Origin of the sequence: Cellulophaga sp. 3_MG-2023, assembly GCF_030546975.1 — a bacterium.
Taxonomy (GTDB): domain Bacteria; phylum Bacteroidota; class Bacteroidia; order Flavobacteriales; family Flavobacteriaceae; genus Cellulophaga.
On sequence record NZ_JAUOPS010000002.1, the window covers coordinates 528620 to 547021 of the forward strand.

Sequence of the window (18402 nt, forward strand, 5' to 3'; positions counted from 1 at the left end):
ATTAACACGATGAACGAAGAAATTAATTTTATATTAGACAGTACTAAAGAGAGTATGAATGGCACAATAGACCATTTAGAAAAAGCATTTATTAAAATTAGAGCTGGTAAAGCTAGTCCTGTTATGCTATCTAGCGTAATGGTAGACTACTATGGCTCATCCACTCCTCTTTCTCAAGTAGCTAATGTAAACACTCCAGATGCAAGAACAATATCTGTTCAGCCTTGGGAAAAAAATATGCTTCACGAAATAGAAAAAGCCATAATGAACTCTAATCTTGGCTTTAACCCTATGAACAATGGTGATTTTGTTATTATTAACGTACCGCCACTAACAGAGGAAAGAAGAAAAGATTTAGCAAAACAAGCAAAAGGTGAAGCTGACGATGCCAAAGTAGGTATAAGAAACGCTAGACAAGAAGCCAATAAAGAAATAAAAGCTCTTGAAAATGCATCTGAAGACTTAAAAAAGAATGCTGAAGCAGATGTACAAGAACTTACGAATGAATTCACAAAAAAAATAGATTCATTATTGGTGACTAAAGAAGCCGAAATAATGAAGGTTTAATTTATTTTTTAATGAAAATTAACTACAGAGAAGATTTAAACAAAGTTGAAATTATTGACAATATAAAAAGTCAAAAAAGTAACGGCAAAGTCTTCTCTGTACTTATTATACTAAGCTCCAGTTTAAATATTATTAACAACCAGAGCAACTTACTCTTCTACCTCTCCATAGCCCTCTTAATTGCATCAATAAGTTATGCAATTTATATGTTTACAAAAAAATCTTATAAAGAAACATATAACCTAAGCGAGATTGCACAACTCAAAACAATTAAAATATTTAGCATAACCTATTACAGGTTTCAACTAAGCAACAAAAAACACAGAGACCTAGAAGTTTCTAAACAAAGTACCACTGCCGCAGAACTTATAGATTTCTGCAAACAACACAAAATCAAAATAGAAGATTAAGTTTTATTTACTATTAACACGTATTTAAAGCCCATTTCTTGGGAACACTAATAATACTTCTTTACCTTTGCGCACCTTAATTACATATAATGGTTGCAAAGATTACGCAAGGTTTTTGGGCAAAAACTGCTCGGATAATTCTAAGAAATAGAATTCTCATTATACTACTAATAATAGCTTTCACCGTTTTTCTAGGTTTTCAATGGAAAAACATGAAGTTTTCTAACTCAGAAGCTAATTTATTACCAGATCATCATCCGGTTAATATTAAATATCAGTCGTTTTTAAAGTTATTTGGCGAAGAAGGTAATGTTATTGCTATTGCTGCAAAAGACAGTACACTTTATACTCCTGAAAAATTTAACAGATGGAATAAGCTTAGCAAACAGCTAGATGCTTTTCCGGAGGTTGATTTTGTTTTATCTACAGACAACCTTAAAGAGCTTGTAAAAACTGAAGACGGGCAAAAATTTATACTTCAAAACTTTATAAAGTCTAAACCAAGAACCACCAAAGAAATAGATAGTCTAAAACAGCATTTATTTAACAATATGCCGTTTTACGAGAACCTACTTTACAATAAAGAAACAGGCACTATTAGAACTTTAGTGTATTTAGATAAAGACATTGTAAATACATCTGTACGTAAAGATTTTATATTAAAAGACTTTAAACACCTTACAGATACATTTGAAAAAGAAACAGAAATGAATTTGCATATATCTGGAATGCCATATATACGCACAATGAATTCTAAAAATATTATAGACGAAATAAACAAGTTTATACTTGCTGCACTTGGCGTAACGTCTTTAATATTCTTTTTCTTTTTTAGGAGTTTTAGAGCCACGTTTATATCTATGTGCGTAGTAATTATTGGCGTAATGTGGGCCTTTGGTATTCTAGGTCTTTTACAGTATGAAATTACAGTACTTACAGCTCTAATACCACCATTAATAATTGTAATAGGGATACCAAATTGTATCTTTTTAATAAACAAATACCAACAAGAAGTTAAAAAACACGGAAACAAAGCACTGTCTTTACAGCGTGTAATTTCTAAAATTGGTAATGCTACGTTAATGACTAACATTACAACAGCATCTGGTTTTGCTACTTTTATTATTACAGATAGTCAACTACTTAAAGAGTTTGGTATTGTAGCATCTATAAACATTATTGGCATTTTTATTTTATCACTATTAATTATACCAATTGTTTACAGCTTTTTACCAATGCCAAAAGACAAACACTTAAAACACTTAAACACAAAGTGGATTGATACTTTTGTCAGCTGGATGGAAAACATTGTTAGAAACAAAAGAATATCTGTTTATATTGTTTCTGTTCTACTATTAACAATTAGCATCATTGGTATTTACCAAATAGATATTTCCGGAAGCCCTATTGAAGATATGCCAAAAAAGGCTGAGTTTTTTAAAGACATACGGTTTTTTGAAAAAGAATTTAAAGGCATAATGCCTGTTGAAGTTGTAATAGACACCAAAAGAAAAAATGGAGTCTTAAAACCAGCTACTTTAAAAAGAATGGATAAATTTGGTGAAGTAATTGAAGAAATTCCAGAGCTTTCTCACCCAATATCTGTAGTTAATCTTGTGAAATATTCTAAGCAAGCATTTTACAACGGAATTCCTAAATACTACCAACTACCAACCACACAAGAGAATAATTTTATTATGGATGTGGCTCGTAATTCTCAAAGCAATGGTAATTTACTAGAAAGTTTTGTAGATTCTACAGGACAAACCGCACGTATTACAACATTTATGAGAGATGTAGATACAGAGCGCATGCAGGATATAGAGAGTAGACTGCAAGAGAATTTAGACAAAATATTTCCTAAAGAAAGATACAATACATTTTTAACAGGTAAGGCTCTTTTATTTTTAAAAGGAACAAAGTACCTAGTTAACAATTTAGTGCTTTCTCTTGCACTAGCCATTGCACTTATAGCCCTTTTTATGGCTTATTTGTTTAGGTCTTTTAGAATGATTATTATATCACTAATACCAAACTTACTACCGTTAATTATTACCGCAGGTGTAATGGGCTTTGTAGGCGTACCAATAAAACCATCTACAATTTTAGTATTTAGTATTGCTTTTGGTATTTCTGTAGATGATACAATTCACTTTTTAGCTAAGTATAGGCAAGAACTAGTGGTTAACAAATGGGCAATTAAAAAATCTGTTTATGCCGCATTAAGAGAAACAGGAGTTAGTATGTTTTACACCTCTATTGTTCTATTTTTTGGCTTTTCAGTCTTTGTAATTTCTAACTTTGGAGGCACAGTTGCATTAGGTGCATTAGTATCTGCAACGTTACTATTTGCTATGTTAGCAAACTTAATATTACTACCGTCACTACTACTCTCTTTAGAACGTAGTATTGCAAATAAAGAAGTTCTAAAAAAACCACAAATAGATATTTTACCTAAAGACGAGGTTAAAATCAAGAAAAAAAATCAAATCAATAATCAAAACTAATTTGAGTATTTTAAAGACGATTTAAAAAAAGTTATCTTTATCACTTAAAATAAGAAGTATATTTTATAATGAACACAAACAGCATTAAGGATTTATTGTCCGGAAAACATCTTTTACAAGAAGTAACCGTTAGCGGTTGGGTAAAAACATTTAGAAGCAACAGATTTGTTGCCTTAAATGATGGTTCTACTATACAAAACATTCAATGTGTTGTAGATTTTGAAAAATTAGACGAAAGTTTACTAAAACAAGTATCTACTGGCGCTGCTATTAAAGTAAAAGGTACACTTGTAGAAAGTCAAGGAAAAGGACAGTCTGTAGAAATACAAGTTTCTACCTTAGAAATTCACGGTGGTGCCGACCCAGAGACTTATCCAATTCAGCCTAAAAAACACACTTTAGAATTTTTAAGAGAAAAAGCACATTTACGTGTAAGAACAAACACTTTTTCTGCAGTTATGCGTATGCGCTCTGCATTATCTTTTGCTGTACACCAATACTTTCAGCAAAATGGATTTTACCACGTGCACACACCAATTATAACTGGTTCTGATGCAGAAGGAGCTGGAGAAATATTTAAAGTATCTACTTTAGATAGCAAAAACCCACCTTTAAATGAAGATGGTACCGTAAACTACAGCGAAGATTTTTTTGGTAAAGAAACCAACCTTACGGTATCTGGCCAATTAGAAGCAGAAACTTATGCAATGGGTCTTGGTAAAGTATATACATTTGGACCAACATTTAGAGCAGAAAACTCTAACACATCTAGACATTTAGCAGAGTTTTGGATGATAGAACCTGAAATGGCTTTTTTCGATTTAGATGCTAATATGGACCTAGCAGAAGATTTTATAAAAAGTGTATTATCTTATGTATTAGAAAACTGTAAAGACGATTTAGAGTTTTTAGAAAAACGTTTATTAGACGAAGAAAAATCTAAACCTGCAGCAGAACGTAGTGATATGCCTTTAATTGAAAAATTAAAATTTATCACAGAAAATAACTTCAAAAGAGTAACTTACACAGAGGCTATAGATATTTTAAGAAACTGCAAACCAAACAAAAAGAAGAAGTTTAAATACTTAATTAATGAATGGGGTGCAGATTTACAAAGTGAACACGAACGTTTTCTAGTAGAAAAGCATTTTAAATGTCCGGTTATATTGTTTGATTATCCTGCAAAAATAAAAGCATTTTATATGCGTTTAAATGAAGACGGAAAAACAGTAAGAGCAATGGACATTCTTTTCCCTGGTATTGGAGAAATAGTTGGTGGCTCACAAAGAGAAGAACGTTTAGATGTTCTTTTAGAAAAAATGAAAGCATTAGATATAGACGAAAAAGAATTATGGTGGTACACAGACCTACGTAAATATGGTAGTGCTGTACACAGTGGTTTTGGTCTTGGTTTTGAACGTCTAGTACTTTTTGCTACCGGAATGGGTAACATTAGAGATGTAATTCCTTTTCCAAGAACACCTCAAAATGCTGAATTTTAATAATTAACAAACAAAATCATAAAAAGAATTAACATTAATGCTTAAACAACACCTACAATTTAAGTTATCTCAAAAGTTGTCTCCACAACAGATTCAACTTATGAAGTTAATTCAACTTCCTACTCAGGCTTTTGAACAACGTTTAAAACAAGAGTTAGAAGAAAATCCTGCTTTAGAAACCGGTAAAGATGAAGCCGATTCTATAGAGGATGAATATGATGATTTGTACGATAATGATACTGAAAAAATTGAAGCTGAAGATATTAATATAGATGAATATCTTTCTGATGATGAAGTACCAGATTACCGTACACAAGCAAATAATTACAGTGCAGATGATGATGAAAAGAGTATTCCTTATGCAGCAGGAACCTCTTTTCATCAATATTTAATGACCCAGTTAAATACGGTTTACTTAGACGATAAAGATTGGTCTATAGCCGAGTTTTTAATTGGAAGTGTAGATGAAAGCGGATACATACGTAGGCCAATTACAGACATTATGGATGACCTGGCTTTTACACAAAATGTATTTGCCGAAGAAAAAGACATAATAAAGGTTTTAAATTTAGTACAAGAATTAGACCCTCCTGGAGTTGCTGCAAGATCTTTAGAAGAATGTTTAATTATTCAATTATCTAGAAAGGAACAAACACCAGAGATAGAATTAGCTATTCAGATTTTACAAAAGTCTTTTGATCAGTTCACAAAAAAACATTACAAAAAACTAATACAAAAGCACAACATTACTGAAGAAGAACTAAAAGGTGCTATTTCAGAAATTGAAAAACTAAACCCAAAACCGGGCGGATCGTATGCTGGCAACACAAGAGCTATTGAGCATATTGTACCAGATTTTTCTATAAAAATTGCTGAAGGAGAACTAGAACTTACTTTAAACGGAAGAAATGCTCCTGAGTTGCACGTATCTAGACAGTATAACAATATGCTAGAAGGATATAAAAACTCAAAAACAAAATCTAAATCTCAAAAAGACACTGTTTTCTTCATCAAACAAAAGTTAGATGCAGCAAAATGGTTTATAGACGCTATAAAACAAAGACAACAAACACTCTTTGTAACAATGAGCGCTATTATGAACTACCAAGAAGAATATTTTTTAACTGGTGATGAGCGCAAACTTAGACCAATGATATTAAAAGATATTGCAGATACTATTGGTATGGACGTATCTACAGTCTCTAGAGTAGCAAACAGTAAGTACGTAGACACACCTTACGGAACCAAATTGATAAAAGAATACTTTTCTGAATCAATGAAAAACGAACAAGGCGAAGATGTATCTACTAAAGAGATTAAAAAAATACTAGAAAATGTTATTGGCGAAGAAGAAAAAAGAAAGCCTTTAACAGATGACAAACTTGCTGCTATACTAAAAGAAAAAGGATATCCTATTGCACGCCGTACAGTTGCAAAGTACAGGGAGCAATTAAACATACCTGTAGCAAGGTTAAGAAAACAAATTTAATGAAGGGATTTTACAAGATTATATCCTCTATTTTCCACCCTTTATTTATTCCCATAATTGGTTGTATTTGCTATTTTAAAATAACACCACAGTATTATACTCAAAATCATTTTTTAGGTAACATGTTACCTATTCTAATTTTAACTGTTATTGTACCTGTAGTGTGCTATATTATACTTAGGAGTATAGGTATAATCACATCCTACAGTTTACCAACCATAAAAGAACGCAAATACCCTTTATATATTAGCTTAGGATTATTACTACTTGTTGTTTATAAAGTTATACCTAACAACTACAGTGCAGAACTTTTCTTTTTCTTTCTAGGTATGCTTGCTGCTATATTTAGCTCTCTATTGTTACTTTTTATTCGTTTTAAGAGCAGTTTACACGCCGTAGGAATGGGAAGCTTACTTATGTTTTTAATAAGCCTTAGCGTGCATTTTGAGATAAATATTATTTATGCAATTGCAATTACTATTTTATGCACAGGTTTAGTATCTACAGCTAAACTCTATTTAAAAACAAATACTACTTTAGAAATAATTGTTGGTTTTGTAATTGGATTAACCTCACAGTTAATCACCATTAAATATTGGCTATAATATATAAAAGTTAAAACCTACTCGTATTGGCTTCATATTTAATTGCTCATCACCAACATAGGCATTATCTAACAAGCTATTTAACCCGTAATAAACGTGTATATTCCACGTATTGTACCCAATGTTAAATTGTAGTCCGTATCTAAAGTTAGATACATCTGTGTTTTTAAATACGTCTTTTAAATCATCAGAAACAAATTTAGACTTAGCGCTAAAAACATAACCCAATTTTACACCTGCATAAATTCTAAAAAACTTATACTTAGTAGGTGTAGATCTTCGCCAACGAAACTCTATAGGCATTTCTATCAAATGAGTTTCTATTTTACTACGCGTATAATCAAAATCATCATCAACAAGAACATAACTAATAGTATTATCCTGTTTAGAAGCAACTAAATTAGAATAGTAATTATTTACTGCATAGCCTAAACCTAACCCAAAGCCAACTGTTCTATTTTTATTAATAGGTAAATCTTTAATAAAACCAAGTTGTAAACCATATGGTAAGTTACGTTGATCTAAATTAGCTGGCTTATCTGCAAAAGTGTTATAAGTAACACCTACATAGAACTGATCCTCTAAATAAAGACTATCTACTTCTTTATTTTGCGCATATACAGAACTACCTAGCAAAACAAAAAATAATAAAAAACTTAAACAACGCATAGCAAATAATAAAAGTTAATGTATAAAAAAAACGCTTCAAATAGTTTTACCTATTTGAAGCGCATATAATAGTTTAACTATCTAAATTATTGTAAATTTTTAAAAGCATCACCTTCATAAGTGGTGTAATTTACTTTTAAAGCATTTACTTTTCTCAACTCTTCTTTAATATCCATAACAATACCCATATTGGCATTCTTATCTATTTTTAAAGCAGTTGTTATAGAACTTTGAACCTCTTGAGGCTTCTTAGCTATTTCTTCTAAAACGTAATCTCCTACTTCAGAAACATTAGCAAACTTATCGTTTAACTGTATCTTAGGCTGTTTACCAAAAGCACTTTGATATTTTTCTGTAGGTTGACCAACAAAAATATAAACTACTCTGTCTTTCTTTTCTAGCTTTTTGATTTCAGAAGCATTTGGCAACTCGTTTGCTACCATTGGCTCGCTATCTTTCATCACTGTAACCGTCATAAAGAAAAACAAAAGCATAAATACAATATCCGGAAGAGAAGCCGTAGAAACTGGAGGTAATTCTCCGTCTTTTTTCTTTTTAAATTTTGACATATTCCTTTGTATTAATATTAATTTGTTGTCGTTTCAGCTTCAGATAATATTTGCGGATAAAGACCTTGAATCTTTTTGATTCTAACCTTTAACTTTTCTTTAGTCTCATCTGGAGTTTCTTGGTTTGAGTATGCCGCTTCCATTTCTGTAAAAGACATATTGTAACCAAGTTTTTTAGCTGCTCTGTTACGTAAAGCGTTATACGCTGCAACTAGCTCATTCTGTACTGTAATGTAAACAGAATACTTAGTTTCACGATCGTTCTTTAACGATATAACCGCTTTAATTGGGTTATCAGAAGACTCTGGACTTCTTACTCCTTCACAGTAATCACAGTAATCAGGATCTCCCTTTACCGCTCCACCGTTATCTAAAAAAGCAATTGCTGCATCTTTTAAATTTTTAAGATCCATAAGATCCTCTTCTACTAGCAACTGACCATCTTTACCAATTTGCACAGTAAAAATATTCTTTTGCTTTTTTATTACCTGTTCTTCATTAGGCGGCTCTTTAGGAGGCAACATACGATCTAAACCTGCATCTGTTTCTATAGTAGTAGTTACTAAGAAAAAGATAAGGAGTAAGAAAGCAATGTCTGCCATAGAACCGGCATTTACTTCTGGTGCTCCACCTCTTCTTGCCATAATTATTATTTTTTATTTACCAATTAGTTTTTTTACACTTGGTACAATCATTAGAACAACAGCTATCACTGCTAAAATTAAGAAAGTATAAATACCTGTTCCAATGTTTTTAACTGTACTAGTTGTAGCATTCATATCTGTTAAAAACTGAGGATCTAAATCGTCTCCGTTTGAAATAAAATACGAAATAATTACTACAAGTGCAAAACCAACTAAAGCAAATAAAGCTTTTTTAAGGTTTTCTGGAGTAGAAAACAAGTTCTTTAGTGTATAAACCAATGCTACAACTACTGCTACACCTAATAAAAGGTAAGTAATCATAAACATCATATTCATCGCACTACTGTTTGCTGCCTCAGCTGCTACCTCAGGAATAGTAAAATCCCCTGATGGTAAAAAATACCATAGCACAGCTGATATAACGCCTATTACAATTAAGGCTATTTTTATTATTTTTTGCATAATGCTTTTGTATTAAGGTCCGACTTATTTTTTGTGATCTACCAACATATCAATCAATGAGATTGATGAATCTTCCATATCATTTACAATACTATCAATTTTAGCAATGATGTAGTTGTAAAAAATTTGAAGAATAATGGCAGTAACAAGACCAAATACAGTTGTTAATAATGCAACCTGAATATCACCTGCAATTAAAGATGCACTTAAGTTACCAACTGCTGCAATCTTTTGGAAGGCCTGGATCATACCAATTACTGTACCCATGAAACCAAGCATTGGCGCAATAGCGATAAATAAAGACAACCAAGAAACGTTTTTCTCTAACTGTCCCATTTGTACACCACCGTAAGCAACAACAGCTTTCTCAGCAGATTCTACGCTTTCACCAGCTCTATCTAAACCTTGGTAAAAAATAGATGCTACAGGTCCTTTTGTGTTTCTACATACTTCTTTAGCTGCTTCTACACCACCAGATGCTAATGCGTCTTCAACTCTTTGCTTTAATTTAGCAGTGTTTGTGCTTGCCATATTTAAATAGATAATTCTTTCAATTGCCACTGCAAGACCAAGAATTAAACATAAAAGTACAATACCCATAAAAGCAGGTCCACCAGTAATAAATTGTTCTTTTAAAACTTGAACAAAACCTTTTGGCGCTTCTTTCTCCGCTGCATCTTGTAATAATGTAGCTGCATTTACTGTATTTGTACTAAAAACAAACAACCCAGCTACAGCTAGGATAGATGATAATCTTTTCATTTTCGAAACTTAATTTAGTTAGTTAATAGGGTTAAAGATAAAAAAAAAATGTTATAATAAAATTAAACGCAAACTTATCTGCAGAGAGGAAGGGATTCGAACCCTCGATACACTTTTGATGTATACACACTTTCCAGGCGTGCGCCTTCGACCACTCGGCCACCTCTCTCTTTATAAGTTTAACGGCGTCCAAATAACAAAAAAAATATTAGTTAAAGAAATATAATATGTTATTTTTATTGCAATTCTCCACGCAAAGGAGTTTCAAAAAGTGTTTTAAATAGCTTTGGAGACACTCCTGTTCCTAATAAATACATTAACTTAGTTACAGCCGCCTCTGTTGTAATATCCTTACCATTAATAATTTGCAAGCTTTGTAATTCCTCACTAGTTTCATACTGACCCAGCAAAACACTACCTCCAGAGCACTGCGTAACATTAACAATATACAATCCTTTTTTTATTGCATTTTTTAAGTCATCTAACAGCCATTTCTCTGTTGGAGCATTTCCTGCACCATAAGTCTCTAAAACCAATCCTTTCAAATCAGGAATATTTAACACACTTTTAAGTACATTTTTATTTAAACCAGGGAATAATTTTAAAATAGCAACATTGTCATCTAAGTTTTTATGCACTTTTAATGCTTTTTGATGCTTCTTTTTCCTTAAGTACTCTTTGTTCACTTTTAAATGCACTCCAGATTCTGCCAATTCTGGGTAATTTAAAGATGCAAAGGCTTCAAAATGCTCAGCATTTATTTTTGTTGTTCTATTGCCTCTATACAATTTATACTCAAAATACAAGCAAACCTCCTGTATTACTGCCTTATTATTTTTTTGTAATGCAGCCACCTGTATAGATGTAATTAAATTTTCTTTAGCATCTGTACGCAAATCTCCAATTGGCAATTGAGAACCAGTTAATATTACAGGCTTACTTAAGTGCTCTAACATATAACTTAATGCAGAAGCAGTGTAACTCATAGTATCGCTACCATGCAAAATTACAAAACCATCAAAGGCCTCATAGTTATCCTCTATAATTGTTGCAATTTTTACCCAGTGCGTAGTATTCATATTAGACGAATCTATAGGCTCATCAAAAGAAACACTATCCACAGAACAGTCTAACTGTTTTAATTCTGGTATACTTTTCATTAGATTATTAAAATTAAAAGCCTTTAATGCTCCTGTTTTATAATCCTTAACCATACCAATTGTACCACCAGTATATACCAATAATATTTTTGTAGTATCTGCCATCTTACCTATCACTTTAAACACCAAAAACGTCTATAGAATTTTTAGTAGTTATCTCTGCTATTTCCTTTATATCCTTATTATATATGTCTGCTATTTTTTTAGCAACATTAATAAGGTATGCACTTTCATTTCTTTTTCCTCTAAATGGTGTAGGGGCCAAATAAGGGGCATCTGTTTCTAAAACAATGTGCTTAAGATCAATTTCATTTAAAAACTTATCAATTTTGCCATTTTTAAAAGTCACCACTCCACCAATACCTAATTTCATATTATAAGAAATTGCTAGTCTTGCTTGTTCTAATGTCCCTGTAAAACAATGAAAAATACCATATAAATCATCGCCTTTTTCTTCTTCCAAAATTTCAAAAACTTCATCAAAAGCATCTCTACAATGAATAACTATAGGCAACTTGTACTTTTTTGCTAATTGTATTTGATGTTTAAAAGCGTATTGCTGCTCTTTTAAAAACGTTTTATCCCAAAATAAATCTATTCCTATTTCTCCAACGGCATAAAACTTACGTTGCGCCAGCATTTCTTCAATATGCAACAACTCTACATGGTAGTTTTCTTTTACATGCGTTGGATGCAAGCCCATCATTAAAAAAACATTATCAGGGTAAGCATCTTCCAGTGACAACATAGATGCTGTATATGTAGAATCTATTGCAGGAATAAAAAATCGTTCCACGCCTTTATCAATTGCATTTTGTATTGCTTCTTCCCTATCTTCATTAAAAGCTTCACTATATAAATGTGTATGTGTATCTGTAAATATCATACCGCAAAAATAGAATTATCTAGTAGATTTTATTGTTTTTAGGTTGATATAGTTTGTTTTTACTTTCTCTTTTAAAGATTGATATATATTTGCACAAAAATTAAATACATGTCTAGTTTAAAAAAATTCTTGCTTCATAAAGATTACACTAAAATTAATTTAACACTTACACCTACTAATCATTTTGAAATAAAAGCAAAAATAAATAACGTTTCAGGCAGATTTATTTTAGACACAGGAGCATCTAACACCTGCATAGGCATAGATAAAATTGAAAACTTCAAACTAACACCTGAAGATTCTGAAATAAAAGCTGCTGGTGCTGGCGCAACAGAAATGGACACTCAGATTTCAACTAAAAACACCATAAAAATTGGGAATTGGAAATATAAAAAATTAAAAATTGTCTTGTTTGATTTGGTACACGTTAACCAAGCCCTTATTAACCACAACGCATTACCTGTAGACGGTATTATAGGAGCAGATATATTAAAAAAGACTAAAGCAATTATTGACTACAATAAAAAATGTGTTTATTTTAAGTTATAATTAACACTTACCTTATATATACGTATTGTACCGATTTTTTAATGATAGTTTTTAGCAAACTTTCAATTTTGCCTATCAAATATCCTAATCATGTCAATATCAAAAATAAATACATACTGCTTACTAGTAGTTGGTATTTTATTTACAAGTAGTTGTTCTAATGACGATGACAACTATCAAAAAGCAGAAACTAGTGTTTTAGAAGACAAAATAACCTCTCTTTACGGATCTTTAGAAGCTTTACAATTACCTGCAGAGACCAACTTAAGCAAAATACCGAGCGACCCAAAAAATCCGCTTACAGCAGAAAAAGTTGCTTTAGGTAAATTTCTTTTTCACGAAACAGGATTAGCACTAAACCCTAAAAAAGAAATTGGAGCTAATACATATTCTTGTGCTAGTTGCCACCATGCAGCGGCAGGTTTTCAAAGCGGAAACTTACAAGGCATTGGCGAAGGTGGTTTTGGTTATGGGTCTAAAGGAGAAACAAGACATATGTCTATAGACTACCTAGAAGAGGACCTAGATGTACAACCTATAAAATCTCCTAGTATTTTAAACACTGCCTACCAAAAAGTAATGTTATGGAATGGTCAGTTTGGAGGAACAGGCGAAAATGCCGGAACCGAAAGCAACTGGACAGTAGACACCCCTAAAGAAAGAAATAACCTTGGTTTTGAAGGTATTGAAATACAAGCAATAGCCGGCTTAGGTGTTCACAGACTACTTATAGACACAGATTTTTTAAACAATAATGGTTACAAAAGCTTATTTGATGCTGCTTTTCCTAATGTACCCGAAGAAAATAGATATTCTACAATAAATGCTGGTTTAGCAATTGCCGCTTACGAAAGAACAGTGCTTGCAAACCAAGCTCCTTTTCAGGAGTTTTTAAAAGGAAATGAAGTAGCCTTATCTCCTAAAGAAATAAATGGAGCTAATTTATTCTTTGGAAAAGCTGAATGTTTTAAATGCCACTCTGGCCCAGGATTAAACAAAACAGGTTTTTATGCATTAGGAATGAATGATTTAGACCCTAACAGCTCTCATATTATTATTGATGAAACAACAAAAAAAGGCAGAGGCGGATTTACCGGTAAGGAAGAGGATAATTACAAATTTAAAATTCCATCTTTATACAACTTAAAAGACGCAACAAACTTTGGTCACGGCGGAAGTTTTACTTCTATTAAAGACGTAATAGAATACAAAAACAAGGCTGTAGCAGAAAACAACAATGTACCTCAAAATCAATTAGCTTCAGATTTTGTTCCACTAAACTTAACAGAAGAAGAAATTAATGATTTAACAGCTTTTGTAGAAAATGCATTATACGACACTAATTTAAGCAGATACACACCAGAAAGTTTACCGTCTGGCAATTGCTTCCCTAATGCAGACAGCGAATCTAAAACAGATATGAATTGCAACTAGCAAAGCAATTCTCATAAAAAAAAGGGCTGAAGTTAAAACTTCAGCCCTTTTTTATATCTATTAATTAAGATTACATTTCTAATGCTTTCTTAACATCATTATTCATTAATAACTCTTCTGGGTTTTCTAGTGCCTCTTTAACTGCAACTAAGAAACCTACAGATTCTTTACCATCAATAATTCTATGATCATAAGATAAAGCTACATACATAATAGGAGCAATAACCACTTCACCATTTTTAGCAATTGGTCGCTCTACTATATTGTGCATTCCTAAAATAGCACTCTGCGGAGGGTTAATAATTGGTGTAGATAACATAGAACCAAAAACACCACCATTTGTAATGGTAAATGTTCCGCCTGTCATTTCATCTACAGTAATTTCACCTTCACGAGCTCTAATAGCCAAACGCTTTACTTCTGACTCAACTCCTCTAAAAGTTAAGTTTTCTGCATTTCTAATTACAGGAACCATTAACCCTTTTGGGCCAGATACTGCAATACTAATATCTGCAAAATCGTAAGAAATCATCTCCTTACCATCTATCATTGCATTTACAGAAGGATACATTTCTAATGCACGCACAACCGCCTTAGTAAAGAAAGACATAAAACCTAAACCAACACCGTGCTTAGCTCTAAAGTCATCTTTATACTGACTACGTAACGCAAAAATAGGAGACATATCTACCTCGTTAAATGTAGTAAGCATTGCTGTTTCATTTTTAGCTGAAACCAAACGCTCTGCTACTTTACGACGTAACATTGACAACTTAGAACGAGTTTCGCCACGGTTACCACCAGTAGTTGGTGTTCCCATAGATGGTACTGCTTTTACAGCATCATCCTTAGTAACTCTACCATCTTTACCTGTACCCTGCACAGCAGATGCCTCTATTCCTTTTTCACTTAATATTTTCTTTGCTGCAGGAGACGCTGTTCCTGTTGCATATGTTTTTGCTGCTTCTGCAGGCTTAGGAGCAGCAGCTTTTGGAGCAGCTTCTTCTTTTTTATCTTCTTTAGCAGGTGCTTCTGCACCACCTTCTGGTTTTGCTGCAGATGTATCTATTAAACAAACAACGGCACCTACTGCAACAGCATCACCCTCTTCTGCTTTTAATGTAATTATTCCGCTTTCCTCTGCAGGAAGCTCCAAAGTAGCTTTATCAGAATCTACTTCTGCAATAGCTTGATCTTTCTCTACATAATCTCCGTCTTGCACTAGCCATTCCGCTATTTCTACTTCGGTTATCGATTCTCCCGGTGAAGGGACTTTCATTTCTAAAATCATCCTACTTTATTTGATGTGTTATTGTGTTTATCTTTTTGTCATATTGTCTTTGCTTTTATCAAAGACATAATCTATTACTTGTTGGTGTCTACGTTTAGAACGTACTGCACTACCAGCTGCAGGCGAAGCATAAAAACGTCTAGATGCAACCCTAAGCTTATTAGCGTTAGCAAAATGCATCATTATATGACTCCAAGCCCCCATATTTCTAGGTTCTTCCTGTGCCCATACAACATCATCTGCATTTGTATACTTAGCAATAATCTCGTTCATTTTTTCTGCCGGTAACGGGAACAACTGCTCCACTCTTACCAAAGCAACATCATCTCTATCTTGAGCTTCCTTTTCTGCCAATAAATCATAATAAAACTTACCAGTACAAAAAACTAGAGACTTAACTTTACTAACATTTACAGTAGTATCATCTATAACTTCTTGGAAAGTTCCGGTTGCAAGTTCCTCTACGGTAGAAACTGCTTTTGGATGCCTTAACAAACTCTTAGGTGTAAATATAATTAAAGGTTTTCTAAAATTAACCTTCATTTGTCTACGTAAAATATGAAACATTTGTGCTGGCGTAGAAACATCTGCAATAAACATATTATCTCTAGCACACAATTGCAAATACCTTTCCATACGTGCCGATGAATGCTCTGCACCTTGACCTTCATAACCGTGTGGCAATAACATTACCAAACCGTTTTGAAGTTTCCACTTATCTTCTGCTGCAGATATATATTGATCTAACATAATTTGAGCACCATTACTAAAGTCTCCAAATTGTGCTTCCCAAATTGTAAGTGTTTTTGGACTAGCCATAGCGTAACCATAATCAAACCCAACCACACCATACTCTGATAATAGTGAATTGTATATTTGAAAATTAGCTTGCTCTTTAGATAAGTGATTTAATAAGATAATCTCTTCTTCACTTTCTTCGACTTTCATAACCGCATGACGGTGAGAAAAAGTACCTCTTTCTACATCTTGCCCAGACATACGAACACCAAAACCTTCTTGCAACAATGTACCGTAAGCCAGAAGCTCACCCATTGCCCAGTCTAACTTATCAGTCTCAAAGAACATTTTTTTACGATCTTTCACCAACTTTTCAACCTTACGCAAGAACTTTTTATCACCAGGCAATTCTGTTATTACCTTAGCAATTTCTGTTAATTTGTCTTTATCAAAAGTAGTATCAACAGATTTCATCATCTCCCATTCTCTGACAGAGTCAAAACCTTTCCACTCATCAGCCATAAAAGGCGTAATGATTGTTTTATCTTCTTTTCTAGAATCCTCTAACTCCTCCTCTAAAGAAGCCTTGTATTCTTTTTCTAATTCCTTAACAAAACCTTTTTCTATAACACCTTCAGATAATAAACGCTCTGCGTAAATATCTCTAGAGTTATCATGTTTAGATATTGCTTTGTATAATTTAGGCTGTGTAAAACGAGGTTCATCACCTTCATTATGCCCGTACTTTCTATATCCTAATAAATCTATAAATACATCTCTATTAAAACGCATTCTGTACTCCAATGCAAATAAAGAAGCGTGCACTACAGCCTCTGCATCATCTGCATTTACATGTAGCACAGGACTTAAAGTTACTTTAGCAACATCTGTACAATATGTAGACGACCTAGCATCTAAATAATTAGTAGTAAAACCAATTTGGTTATTTACAACAATGTGTATAGTACCATTTGTTTTATACCCGTCTAGGTTTGCCATTTGCACTACTTCATACACCAAACCTTGACCCGCAATAGCAGCATCCCCGTGCACAACAATTGGTAATACTTTTGAAAAATCTTCTGGAAAATGAGCATCTTGCTTAGCCCTTGCAATACCTTCTACTACCGCACCTACAGTCTCTAAGTGAGATGGATTTGGCGCAATATTCATTTTTATTTTATTTCCATTACTAGCCTTACGCTCAGATGTCCATCCTAAGTGATATTTAACATCTCCATCAAAAATTTCTTGCTCGTAATCCTTACCATCAAACTCACTAAATATATCTTTAGCTGCCTTACCAAAAATATTGGTAAGCACATTAAGTCTACCACGGTGAGCCATACCCATTACAAACTGCTCTACTCCCATTTCTGCAGCACGTTCTACAACAGCATCTAAAGCAGGAATTAAAGACTCATTACCCTCTACAGAAAAACGTTTTTGACCTACATATTTTGTGTGCAAAAAACTCTCAAAAGAAACGGCTTGGTTTAACTTTTTAAGAATATGCTTTTTTCTATCAGCACTAAACCTAGGGTGATTATCATTTACGTTTAACCAGTTCTGAATCCACTCTACTCTCTCTGGTTTACGGATATACATATACTCTACACCAATAGCATCACAATAAATACTTTTTAAGTGTTTTATAATCTCATCAAGAGATACAGCACCAATACCCAGGATTTCTCCTGCCGTAAACACTGTACTTAAGTCCTCGTTAGACAATCCAAAATTGTCTAACTCTAATGTTGGTGTGTATTTTCTTCTTTCGCGAACTGGGTTTGTTTTAGTGAACAAGTGTCCTCTAGATCTGTACCCATCTATTAACTTAATTACTTTAAATTCTTTCTGTAAAGACTGTGGCATTGCAGCTTCTATTGCCGGTCCGTTTTCAGAAAACTCTTCTTGTGCTGTTTCTTGACCAAAGTCAAAACCTTGAAAAAAGGCACGCCAACTTGGCTCTACACTGTCAGGGCTAATTAAGTATTTATCATATAAAGTCGCAAAAAATGATGTATGCGCTGCGTTTAAAAACGAATATTTATCCATTGAAATTCTTCTCTGTCTTGTGAACAAAATTTATTCAAAAATACAACTTTTAGCTTTTATAAGCATATCTTAGTGCTTAATAATGAAAAAAAATAACAAG

17 protein-coding genes and 1 tRNA gene are annotated in these 18402 nt (G+C 32.9%); 8 read left to right on the plus strand and 10 right to left on the minus strand.

Annotated elements, in window-relative coordinates; all coding sequences use genetic code 11:
- Positions 1-9 precede the first annotated feature (9 nt).
- The 6 genes from frr (at position 10) to Q4487_RS07260 (ending at position 7080) form a co-directional block, all read left to right on the plus strand.
- Complete coding sequence (gene frr / locus Q4487_RS07235; protein ID WP_100893921.1) at positions 10-567, plus strand: ribosome recycling factor; 558 nt, start codon at positions 10-12, stop codon at positions 565-567.
- An 11-nt stretch (positions 568-578) separates the two neighbouring features.
- Positions 579-977, plus strand: coding sequence for a hypothetical protein (locus Q4487_RS07240; RefSeq protein ID WP_303540546.1), 399 nt, complete (start codon positions 579-581; stop codon positions 975-977).
- An 89-nt stretch (positions 978-1066) separates the two neighbouring features.
- Positions 1067-3484 (plus strand): RND family transporter, encoded by a 2418-nt coding sequence (locus Q4487_RS07245; RefSeq protein WP_303540544.1) that lies wholly within the window; start codon positions 1067-1069, stop codon positions 3482-3484.
- Between the two features lie 68 nt (positions 3485-3552).
- Entirely contained in the window at positions 3553-4986 is a 1434-nt protein-coding gene (asnS, locus tag Q4487_RS07250) for an asparagine--tRNA ligase (protein WP_303540542.1), read from the plus strand.
- Between the two features lie 37 nt (positions 4987-5023).
- Positions 5024-6475: an RNA polymerase factor sigma-54 gene (gene rpoN, locus Q4487_RS07255; protein WP_100893925.1), complete on the plus strand. Its 1452-nt coding sequence runs from the start codon at positions 5024-5026 to the stop codon at positions 6473-6475.
- Between the two features lie 122 nt (positions 6476-6597).
- The gene (locus tag Q4487_RS07260; protein WP_303540539.1) at positions 6598-7080 is read left to right on the plus strand and encodes a hypothetical protein; all 483 of its coding nucleotides are present in this window, start codon (positions 6598-6600) and stop codon (positions 7078-7080) included.
- Here Q4487_RS07260 and Q4487_RS07265 read toward each other — a convergent pair.
- The 8 genes from Q4487_RS07265 to Q4487_RS07300 all read right to left on the minus strand — a co-directional run bounded on the left by Q4487_RS07265 (position 7075) and on the right by Q4487_RS07300 (position 12232).
- Positions 7075-7749, minus strand: a complete 675-nt coding sequence (locus tag Q4487_RS07265) for a porin family protein (protein WP_303540537.1) — start codon at positions 7747-7749, stop codon at positions 7075-7077. The two genes, Q4487_RS07260 and Q4487_RS07265, sit on opposite strands and share 6 nt — an antisense overlap.
- An 86-nt stretch (positions 7750-7835) precedes the next feature.
- On the minus strand, positions 7836-8318 hold the full coding sequence (locus Q4487_RS07270; protein WP_303540535.1) for a biopolymer transporter ExbD: 483 nt from the start codon (positions 8316-8318) through the stop codon (positions 7836-7838).
- 17 nt (positions 8319-8335) lie between these two features.
- Entirely contained in the window at positions 8336-8962 is a 627-nt protein-coding gene (locus tag Q4487_RS07275) for a biopolymer transporter ExbD (protein WP_303540533.1), read from the minus strand.
- A gap of 12 nt (positions 8963-8974) precedes the next feature.
- Positions 8975-9424 carry a hypothetical protein gene (locus Q4487_RS07280; protein ID WP_100893930.1) on the minus strand — a complete coding sequence of 150 codons (450 nt, stop codon included), beginning with the start codon at positions 9422-9424 and terminating at the stop codon, positions 8975-8977.
- A 24-nt stretch (positions 9425-9448) separates the two neighbouring features.
- The gene (locus Q4487_RS07285) at positions 9449-10186 is read right to left on the minus strand and encodes a MotA/TolQ/ExbB proton channel family protein (protein WP_100893931.1); all 738 of its coding nucleotides are present in this window, start codon (positions 10184-10186) and stop codon (positions 9449-9451) included.
- Positions 10187-10267: 81 nt separating this feature from the next.
- A tRNA-Ser gene (locus Q4487_RS07290) sits at positions 10268-10355 on the minus strand.
- Between the two features lie 67 nt (positions 10356-10422).
- Complete coding sequence (locus Q4487_RS07295) at positions 10423-11451, minus strand: asparaginase (protein ID WP_303540528.1); 1029 nt, start codon at positions 11449-11451, stop codon at positions 10423-10425.
- Positions 11452-11464: 13 nt separating this feature from the next.
- Positions 11465-12232 (minus strand): TatD family hydrolase, encoded by a 768-nt coding sequence (locus Q4487_RS07300; protein ID WP_303540526.1) that lies wholly within the window; start codon positions 12230-12232, stop codon positions 11465-11467.
- A gap of 108 nt (positions 12233-12340) precedes the next feature.
- Between Q4487_RS07300 and Q4487_RS07305 the strand changes: the two genes are divergently transcribed.
- Entirely contained in the window at positions 12341-12781 is a 441-nt protein-coding gene (locus tag Q4487_RS07305; RefSeq protein ID WP_303540524.1) for a TIGR02281 family clan AA aspartic protease, read from the plus strand.
- A gap of 90 nt (positions 12782-12871) precedes the next feature.
- Positions 12872-14215: a cytochrome-c peroxidase gene (locus tag Q4487_RS07310; protein ID WP_303540522.1), complete on the plus strand. Its 1344-nt coding sequence runs from the start codon at positions 12872-12874 to the stop codon at positions 14213-14215.
- A gap of 70 nt (positions 14216-14285) precedes the next feature.
- Here the strand turns inward: Q4487_RS07310 and odhB are convergent, their stop codons facing one another.
- Entirely contained in the window at positions 14286-15506 is a 1221-nt protein-coding gene (gene odhB, locus Q4487_RS07315) for a 2-oxoglutarate dehydrogenase complex dihydrolipoyllysine-residue succinyltransferase (RefSeq protein WP_303540520.1), read from the minus strand.
- A gap of 27 nt (positions 15507-15533) precedes the next feature.
- Positions 15534-18302, minus strand: a complete 2769-nt coding sequence (locus tag Q4487_RS07320; RefSeq protein WP_303540518.1) for a 2-oxoglutarate dehydrogenase E1 component — start codon at positions 18300-18302, stop codon at positions 15534-15536.
- Between the last annotated feature and the right edge of the window lie 100 nt (positions 18303-18402).